The organism is Thermoanaerobacterium sp. R66, from assembly GCF_028895185.1.
GTDB lineage: Bacteria > Bacillota > Thermoanaerobacteria > Thermoanaerobacterales > Thermoanaerobacteraceae > Thermoanaerobacterium.
The window spans coordinates 36,455-46,780 of the sequence record NZ_JAEUWW010000002.1; the positions used below are offsets into that span (position 1 = coordinate 36,455).

At 35.8% G+C, this 10,326-nt stretch carries 2 protein-coding genes; both read right to left on the minus strand.

Annotated elements, in window-relative coordinates; all coding sequences use genetic code 11:
- Positions 1-101: 101 nt before the first annotated feature.
- Positions 102-8,669 (minus strand): glycoside hydrolase family 94 protein, encoded by an 8,568-nt coding sequence (locus JJQ93_RS12935; RefSeq protein WP_274894135.1) that lies wholly within the window; start codon positions 8,667-8,669, stop codon positions 102-104.
- A gap of 227 nt (positions 8,670-8,896) precedes the next feature.
- Complete coding sequence (locus JJQ93_RS12940; protein WP_274894136.1) at positions 8,897-10,258, minus strand: RsmF rRNA methyltransferase first C-terminal domain-containing protein; 1,362 nt, start codon at positions 10,256-10,258, stop codon at positions 8,897-8,899.
- Between the last annotated feature and the right edge of the window lie 68 nt (positions 10,259-10,326).

A 10,326-nucleotide genomic window follows, 5' to 3' on the forward strand; every position in this document is an offset into this window, starting at 1 on the left:
TGTAATATCTGTTATATATATAATATAACAAGTGTCACAAAAAGTCAATCGCCTTTATTAAATCAACGAAAAATCAGCAGATATGTTTCATCTGCTGATTTTTATGCTTTTACAGGCACTTTCGAACCCATAACCACGAAAACACGATGTACCTGCCCGTCATCTTTTAAAGTGATTCTATTGTCATCAATTGTATTCCCATCTACAGAAATTTCACGGACACCTCTGTTTACCATTTCAGGATTTTCTACCTCGATTACATACTTCGTGCCGTTCTTGTACGTGTACTCTATTTTATACTTTGCCCAATCTTTTGGAATACATGGATTGATGACAATCGTGTCACCTTCTTTCTCAAACCCTAAAATATGCTGAATGCCAACTCTGTACATCCATCCGGAGGAACCTGTATACCACGTCCAACCTCCCCTGCCTGTGTTTGGCTCTACGGCATATACATCGGCTGCCATAACATAAGGCTCTACTTTGTACCTGGAGTTTTCTATAGGCGTCCTTGAATGGTTTATAGGATTTATCATAGAGTAAAGCCTATAAGCCTTGTCACCATCGCCAATCATTGCATAGGCCATTATAGCCCATATTGCAGCGTGGGTGTACTGACCGCCATTTTCCCTTACACCAGGCACATACCCTTTTATATAGCCAGGATTCAAATCTCCTTTATCGAATGGCGGCGACAGAAGCTTAATTATGGCATTGTCGTAGTCAATCAAGTAATTTTCAAGTGCATCAAGTGCTTCTTTCACTCTATCCCATTTGGCTGCTCCTGAAATTGCAGCCCATGATTGCGCTATAGAATCTATTTTGCACTCATTATTCTGACTTGAACCAAGCGGAATTCCATTATCGAAGTACGCCCTCCTATACCAGCTTCCATCCCAGCCATATTCTTCAATTGATTTTATTATGTCATTGGCAACTCCTTCATATTTTTCATACCTTTCATGGTCATTTTTCTCAATGCATATCTTAGAAAATTTCTTTAGTGTTACATGCATAAACCAACCAAGCCACACGCTTTCACCTTTTCCTTTGTTGCCTACCATATTCATACCATCGTTCCAGTCTCCAGATCCCATCAGCGGTATTCCATGCTGCCCAAATTTCAGTGAATGCTCTATGGCCCTTATGCAGTGTTCATAAACTGTGGCTGTTTCATCTGATACTTTGGGTTTGCCATACCTTTCATCTTCATCGTCTTTTAAAGGTTCTTCGTCTAAAAACGGAATTTGTATATCTAATATTTCTGTATCACCTGTTACATCAATGTAATCCGCTACAGCGTATGGCAGCCATAAAAGGTCATCTGAGTATTTCGTGCGTATTCCTTTGTCAGTGCCAGGATGCCACCAATGGAGTACGTCACCTTCTTTAAACTGATGTGCACAAGCGTTTAATATTTGCGCTCTCGTAAGCTCTGGTGCAACGTACACAACATTCATAGTATCCTGTAGTTGATCTCTAAATCCGTATGCGCCACCCGACTGATAAAATGCAGACCTGGCCCAAATTCTACACGATATAGTCTGATACAATAGCCAGCCATTTAAAAGCAAATCGAAAGATTTGTCAGGTGTTGCTACGTTTATTGTGCCGACAAAGTTGTTCCAGAACGTATTGACGTAATTCAATGCTTCTTTTACATTATTGACATTCTTGTAATAACTTACAATCCGTCTGACATCATCTAAAGAGATTCCTGTTCCCAACAAAAATGACAGCTCTTTTTCTTCGTTTTCTTCTAATTCGACAACAACTTGAATCGCGGCACATGGGCTTAAACCAATTCCTACATTATTCGATAGGGCTTCCATTTTTAATGCTTCAGGTCGTTTAGTGTCAAAATCAGATCCCAGAAATTCCGACAAGTTTCCTGTATATGACTGAACTTTGACAGATGAGCTTATAAAGGAAATCCTGTCCTTAAAATCTTCGTTGTACACATTTCTTATTAAGAGCCCATCGATTTCTTCATTCATCTCTGTAACCACATAAGGGGATGTTATGCTTTCTGAAACGCCTAATACAGGTTTTATGAAATAATACAAGCTCAACCTTCTTTTCTCTCCACTTACGTTTTTTAATTTTACAAGCGATATTTTGACGGTATCGTTCATAGGCACAAACTCTAACATCTCATGGTTAATTCCTGAACATCCATGTTTAAATGAAGAATATCCGAATCCATGCTCAATCACATATTGTCCCTTATCCCTTAGTGGCTTTGGCGTTATCGTCCAATATTCACCTGTAAAGTCATCTCTTAAGTACAGAATCTCCCCACCTTCATCCAGAACAGGATCGTTTGACCATGGAGTAATTTTATATTCTCTGCTGTTTTCTGCCCATGTAAAACCGCTTCCTGATTCTGAAACTTGAAATCCAAATTTATAGTTTGATACAACATTTATCCAAGGCATAGGCGTTACCTTGTCGTCATCTAAATTTATAATGTATTTATGTCCATCTAAAGAAAATCCACCATATCCATTGCTGTAATGCAATTGCAAATTCTCTCTAAGTGGAACTGGATACGCCTTTCTTATGTTGCTTTCATCTATATTAAGCAATTTAGCTTTTTGATTATTTTTTGCTTCATTATATTCAATTTGTTTTTCAATAGACATATCAGCAGTAAGAGATAATTTTGCTACTGTATTTAGCAAAATGTAATCTTCCTCTTTTAAACTACTTCTATTTATCAGAAACACTCCACCAAACTGCCCCATTATGTTATATGCAAAACTTCCATTTATCACGTCTTTGATTCTATCGCCCAATGAATCAATATATCCGCCTTTGTCATTGTTTAAAATCACTAAATCTACGTATAGCCCTTTCATTCTCCAATATTCATGGGCCTTAAGAAGCTTTTTTAATACAGGCAATTCCTCTTTTTTGCGTATCTCCAAAAGCACTATCGGTATATCCCCTGATATTCCATATGCCCACAGCCCAGATTGACCTTTTTGGTTTTTCAATATAGTATCTCTTTTTGCTATCCTGACGGGGCTTGAAAATACTATATGTGGAAGCATACTTTGGAAAAGCCCTAATTCATCTGATTTAAGGTTTAGGTAGTCTAATTCGACTTTGCCTCTGGATATTGACATTTCAAAGGCTCTTTCCGTCGCACTGGCATTTTTGTACTTATTAGCCAATTTGACTGCTTCTGCTTTTGATTCTGCTACAGCAGTAATGTATACAACTTTCACCGTTTCATTTGGTTCTAACTTAATCCTTTTCCTCAATGACATGACAGGATCCAAAACAGAGCCATCTGAATTTGACAATGGTTTATCTGCCTCTAAGGCAGCAGGATTCCTTAATGTCCGTCCTCTGCCAATGAATTTAGCCCTGTCTGTCTCAAACTGAGTATCGCCTATCGTCTCGCCACCATCCACGTATACAGCATGAGCAACCCACAAATACGACTTTTTTAAATCTCTGGGTCTTCTGTTTGCAACTATCATGTCGCTGTCAAACAAGATCTCTGTTTTTATAAACAACTTGTTAAAAGCAGGGTGCGCAATGTCTGCATTGATGTCGCTTAAGACCGGTTCGAAATAGCTTGTAACTTCCAGCACTCTATCATGATCGCTGTGATTTTTTAACGTCACACGCCTTATTTCAACATCGTCTTCCGGTGATACAATGACTTCCGTTTCTGTATCTATATTCCCGACTTTTTTAATGAATTTAGCCATATCCTGCTTAAATACGACCTTATATTTTTCATCTTTTGTAAAAAATGGAGCATAAGTTGTAGACCAAGTGGTATTTGAGTTTACATTCTGGATGAATATAAATGTCCCATGAATTTCATCTAAAGCGTTTTTCCACCTGGTTACGTTTATTCCTTCCTTCTTGCTGTAACCCGTTCCTCTATCCGTCAAAACGACAGAATAATCTCCATTTGATAAAATATGCACCTGAGGAAAGATGTCATCTATCTCTTCTACGATCCTAACGTCCTTTACTTCTTCTTTTTTCTGCTCTTCAAATTCCTTTTGCGCCTCTACTTCTTCTCTAAGAATCATTGGGCCCCCTGGTACTCTCTCTTGCAACAATATTTCCACAGATTTTATATACGGATCTGAGTGAAATCTTTCCTGCATCACGTTTTTATTTATAAAATTGTTTAGCGCAAGCATGCTCATGCCTAAATGGTGGGACATGAAGCTTTTCACTATAGCATACTTTTTCCCATAAGGAATTCTTTCTGGCGTAAAGTCAACAGCCTCATAAAGCCCATACTTACCCTCAACTCCAAGGTCTTTCAATCTTTTAATATTTTCAACAACAGATTTCGGATCTACCCTAAGTGATAGAATAGCACCATAAGGCGCTATGACAACATCTCGAGATAGTCCCCTCTTAAGCCCCAGCCAAGGAACACCAAAAGCTTTGTACTGGTAATTAAGCTTAATGTCAAACGAGTAAAAGCCTGACTCCGATATTCCCCATGGAATCCTGTATTTTTTTGCATACTTTTTTTGCATCATTACGACAAATTTGTACGTCTGATCCAAAATAGTATTTTTAAAATTTTTCATTATCAAAAGCGGCATAAAATATTCAAACATTGTACCAGACCACGAAATTAACCCTCTGTGAGCATTTTCTCCTGTCACCATTCTCCCCATTCTAAACCAATGTTTTGCGTCTACTTCCTTCTTTGCTATAGCTATAAAACTGGCTTGTCTTGCTTCAGAGGCAAATAAATCGTAATACGATTTAGTCAATTTTTCATCTTCTATATTGTAACCTATTGAAAAAAGCTGCCTTTTCTCATCAAACAATGGCCTAAACTCTGTTTTCTCTATAAGAATATTTAATCTAATTATCAAATCTTCTACTTTTTCTATTAAATGCTTCACATTTTCGTAAGGCTTTATAAACTTTTCTTTATCAGATGACGGCATTTCTAAAATTTTTTCATACATTGCCTTCAAATTATTTAGCGTAATATCTTTGTTTGACTTAAGCATTTGTTCATATTCGTCATAATCATAAATTGGCACAAGATCCTCCAATTCTTTTATATCAGAATCAATTGTATCGACAATTTTCATATACCATCCATCATCATCACTATATTTAATACTGCTTAAGCTGTCTTTAAGTTGTTTCAAGCTTCTATGCCAGTCTTCAATGGTGTAATCTCCTTCAAGCATCTCATATTTTATCTTTTTACTTTTTAATTCATCATTCACGATCTCAATTAAGTCTGATAAACCTGCTGGCAATTTCTCAGTTAGTGGTGTGTCTGGAACTTTTTTAAGGCCTTCTTTAAGCGCTATCATGTACCCAACAAGGTTTCCACTATCTACCGTAGAAATATAGTATGGCTTCAATGGCTCTAAGTCGTCTGTCTTGTACCAGTTGTAAAGATGTCCATGCCATTTCTCCATCTTTTCAATAGTGCTGACCGTTTTATCTATTCTATCAACCATTTCTGAGGTAGTGATATATCCAAAGTCTCTCGCCGATATTGTAGAAGTCAAATATAAACCTATGTTGGTAGGCGAAGTCCTTCTGGCAATACCCGCATACGGATCTAACTGAAAATTATCAGGAGGCAGATAATTGTCATTTTCCGTAACAAAATCCTCAAAATACCTCCAAATTTTCCTGGACAGTTTTCTCAGCTCTTTAATGTCACTTTCTTCCATCACAAACTCGTGTTCAACAATAGGACTGCTTATCCGATACGCAATGTACGGTGACGCAAACCATATCAAAGAAATTAAAATGGAGTATGGCAGCATATCATGTTTAAAGTACATGCTCATCAAGATTAAAATAGCCCCAATGGGAATGGATACCCACATTCTTTTCAAGAAACTGATAAAATCATTTTTAAGTTGTCTTTCCATATCAGCAGCGGTAACCCATTCTAACAGATTTTTTCTTGACACATAAACTCTGTAGATAGTTCTAACTACCGCATCTATCATTAAATAGCCTTGATAAGGCAGAAATACAAGCTGCAATAAGCTTGCATAAAAAGTATTTTTTAAGCTATTTGCAAGTAAACTGCTGCGACTATTCATATCTCTTGATTTTTCCAGCACTGCATCAATTGCTGCCGCTATAAACGGTTCAAATAAAGCTAATATCACCACCCCATACATGATAAAGCTTTTATAAGGCATAAGATTGCTTAAAAGAAGCAAAACCAAAGCAAATGGTGCAACAAGGCTTCTCCTTAAGTTATCTATTATCTTCCATTTTGAAATAATCGAAAGAGGATTTTCCATATAGTTGCCTTGTCTCGTCTTAATTCTTCTTGAAAGATACGGCAAAAGCTGCCAATCACCTCTCACCCATCTGTGCATCCTCATCATATATGAGTTGTATTTAGACGGAAACCCGTCAATAAGCAGTATATCAGTCACAAGTCCTGCCCTGACGAAAGAACCTTCTAAAAGGTCATGGCTTAATACAGAATTATCAGGTATTAAATCTTTAAGTATAGTTCTAAATACTTCCACATCGTAAATACCTTTCCCAGTGAAAATACCTTCTCCAAATAGATCTTGGTAAACATCAGATACAGCAGTTGTATATGGGTCAATGCCGCCATTGCCAGCAAAAACAGAAGAAAATACAGTGGCTGACGAAGACAAAATATCCACTCCTACCCTTGGCTGCAAAAGCCCATATCCTTCAACAACTACATTTTTCTCATTATCAACAACTGCCTTGTTTAGCGGATGCATCATTGTACCAATAAGCCGTTTTGCTGTATCCATGATCAAATTTGTATCCGCATCAAGTGTTATGACGTATTTTATCATTGGCAGGTCATCGATATTGGCGCTTTTTATGTAGAAGCTGGTATCTTTTGAACCCATTAATAGTTCGTTAAACTCTACTATAGCACCTCTTTTTCTCTCCCAGCCCATGTAAGCATTTTGTGTCTGACAATATACACGTTTTCTGTGAAAATAGAAAAATATGTCTTTTCCTCCACCGTATTTTTCATTAAGCTCTCTTATTCCACCAAGAGCAGTATTTACTATTTCTTCGTCATCCTCCATTTTCTCCTTGTTTGTGTCTTTAAAATCGCCTACGATAGCAAAATAAAGGTTGTCCTCCTTATTTGAGATATATGTTACTTCTAATTGTGCTAAAAGCTCTTTAACTCTTTTTACACTTGTCAAAAGTACAGGAACTATAACCATTGTAGCGGCTTCTTTAGGTATTCCACTTTTTAATTCAATTTTAGGTATTATCGTAGGTCTTTTAATGTGTATTATCGCCCAGTTTACTGCCTGCACCACAAACTCGCTTATAGGAATTATCGAAATAGCTGCCAAGATAAATGCATATATAGCTGCCAAACCATTAAATATTAACAAAGCCCATAAAGCAACAGACGCAAAAAGTGTCAAAGCAACTATAGATGCTATATAAAGAATAGCCATATTGCTTTTTACGACACGACTTACTTTCACAAAATTTTTCTTATGTCCTATCTTGCTTTCCAATATGCTTCTACCTTTGCCAATTATATAAAATCCTACATGATTTATATACTCCGGCTTGCTATTGTCATTTAGAACTTCTTTCGCACACTCTAAAGCCTTCCTTGCTACAAATGTCTCAGATGTTTTATACCTTTTGGCTATTTCCTCAATCTGATGTCTGTAATAATCTCTTGATTCAAAATCCATCATTTCATACGTACCATCAGGGTCTTGCCGCAAAATCTGTTCAACACTGCTAAGCTTCTCAAATATTTGAGACCAATCCAAAGTCGATACGTATTTAAGGCTTGTTATTGCATTGCCAATTGAAACTTGTCTTGCGGCTAATATCTGATGATCTAATTCAACAATGTCTGTAATATTTGTATCATATTCTTGAAGAATCCTATCGATGTACTGGACAATTACCGTTGAATCATCGCCTTCCATCCTAATCCTTTGAAGCAATCTTTCAAAAAAAGACGTAGGAATCTTCCCAATAGTCATGACTTTATCATGTATTAACTTTTTAATATCGTCAAATGCCATATTTTTATTTGAAAATATTATATTTGCTACTTCATCTGCTTTGCTCCACTGTTTCTGAGTTATGGTTATTTTCTCAGAGCTCTTTTTTATGTTTTCTATTAAAGCAATTTTTATCATAAGTCCAAGAGCCCATAATTCACCGCTTGACAATAGGGACTTGGATTGATAAGCAGTGATAAAATCTATAATTGTGTCTTCATCAATTTTCCCGTCTGTATGGGACACTAATTCCATGGCAATAGCGTACACTCTCGGATAACCCTTCAATATGCTATTCTTAAGTCCAGGAAGCCCTGAATAATAGCCTTTTGATAGGCTCTTTCTTATTTCTTTAACTTGTTCTTCGATTATGTAAAAATTGTCTAAAAGCCATTCGGCATCTTGCGATATAGACTGCGTCCTTTCTGCCATGTTGATATTTTTGTATACGGATTTTATGTAATTATAACTTTTATTCATGCGAGGTATAAGCATGTAATTTAACTTAGTATCTCTCATTATGTAGTGGTTTTGTGCTAATTCTTGGGCGTGTTTTTTAAGCTCATCCTGATTTAATAAAATATCGTGTAAATTTACTTCTTCATCATAATGATTACTTTTACTTTTCAATTTATCATAAATCATAAGTAAAAAAAGCGTAAACAAAGCTCCAATTAGCATGTGTAAAAAAGTAGTCAACTCCAAGAAAAACACATCTCCTTTATCCCAAAATACTTACAAAATTATTATTCCCAATTTCACATTATTTTTTCTCATCAGAAATAAAAAACTCAAAATCATAGGCAATAATATTACACAAAAAAAGATGATGCAAAGTTATATGCATCACCTTATACAAAAATAAAATTTTTTTATTTTCTTAAAGATTTAGGATAAAAATTCTTTATAACTCCTTTTACAGCTTTTCCCCAACCTATAGAATAACCATTTACCGTCAAAAGTACCCATCCATCGTCAACATCATCATTTAATGTTTCACCGTGAATGTACCTCTCTATTTCTTCATCTTTTAAATTATAAATCATATTTACATCGTCTTTTTTTAATGACATAGCCAACCAATGGGACGGTTCGAATCTTTCCTTTTTAAATTGTCCCAAATCAAATCCTGGTTTATAAACCTTCAAGCCTGATAAGTTCATTTCATAAGGAACATGATACACATGCTGACCAATTTGGTGTAAGTTTAAATCATCTAATCTTGCTTTAAGGTACTTTTTTGAAAAATCATAAAAAAGATCTTTTGCTGCAATTTTTTTTATGTTAAGCTTCTTACTTGCTTTGTTACCATCGTTAAAACTCCCTTTCTTTCTCAATTTAGCTATAAAATGTCCTTCCCCTTTAATTGAATGTGGCCAAAGGCGGACACATTTTTTTAAATCGCTGCATCCATTGACCCATTCAGGATGACCATTATCAAATCCCTCATAGTTATAAATTTCTATTAATTCGAAATCACAGTGATTTTTTAGAAAATGGTCGATTACACCTTCGTTTTCTTCCGGCGAAAATGTGCATGTTGAATATACAATAATTCCGTCTGACTTTAGCATGTTTGCTGCACTATCTAATATCTTCTTCTGTCTAAGTGAGCAGCTTAATACATTTTCCAAAGACCATTCGTCTATAGCTGTTTCATCTTTTCTGAACATACCTTCACCTGAACACGGAGCATCAACGAGTATTTTATCAAAAAATCCTGAAAATTTATTTTCTAATCTTTCAGGTGATTCATTTAAAATTACGACATTTCTTATACCCATTCTCTCGATATTTTCTGCAAGAACTTTTACTCTTTTGGAATTTATCTCATTAGATACTAATAAGCCTTCCCCATTGAGCTTTGAAGCTATGTGTGTAGACTTACCGCCTGGGGCCGCGCTTAAATCTAATACCATATCACCTGGCACAGGATTCAAGGCTTCTACTACCGCCATAGCACTTGGTTCTTGAATATAATACAAACCAACATCATGGTAATAGTGCTTTCCTGGCTTATCATCGTTAGAATAGTAAAAACCAGAATCACACCATGGCACTGGAGATAAATTAAATGGCGATATTTTTAAGAACTCTTCAACTGAAATCTTTAACGTATTGACTCTAAGTGCTTTATATGGCTCGTTTTCATATTCCTTCATAAACTTCTCAAAATCATCCTTTAAAAGGAGCTTCATCTTTTTTGCGAATTCTTCCTTAATCTTTATAACCATTTCATCACCTTAATCACAATACTTTAATATTATTATACCCTAATCCCTTACACATGTCCTTTAATAAT

Bases quoted from the DNA above. Each gene is read 5' to 3' on its own strand.
- JJQ93_RS12935 (WP_274894135.1), bottom strand. From the start codon at position 8,669: ATGATTTATGATAAATTGAAAAGTAAAAGTAATCATTATGATGAAGAA.
- JJQ93_RS12940 (WP_274894136.1), bottom strand. From the start codon at position 10,258: ATGGTTATAAAGATTAAGGAAGAATTCGCAAAAAAGATGAAGCTCCTT.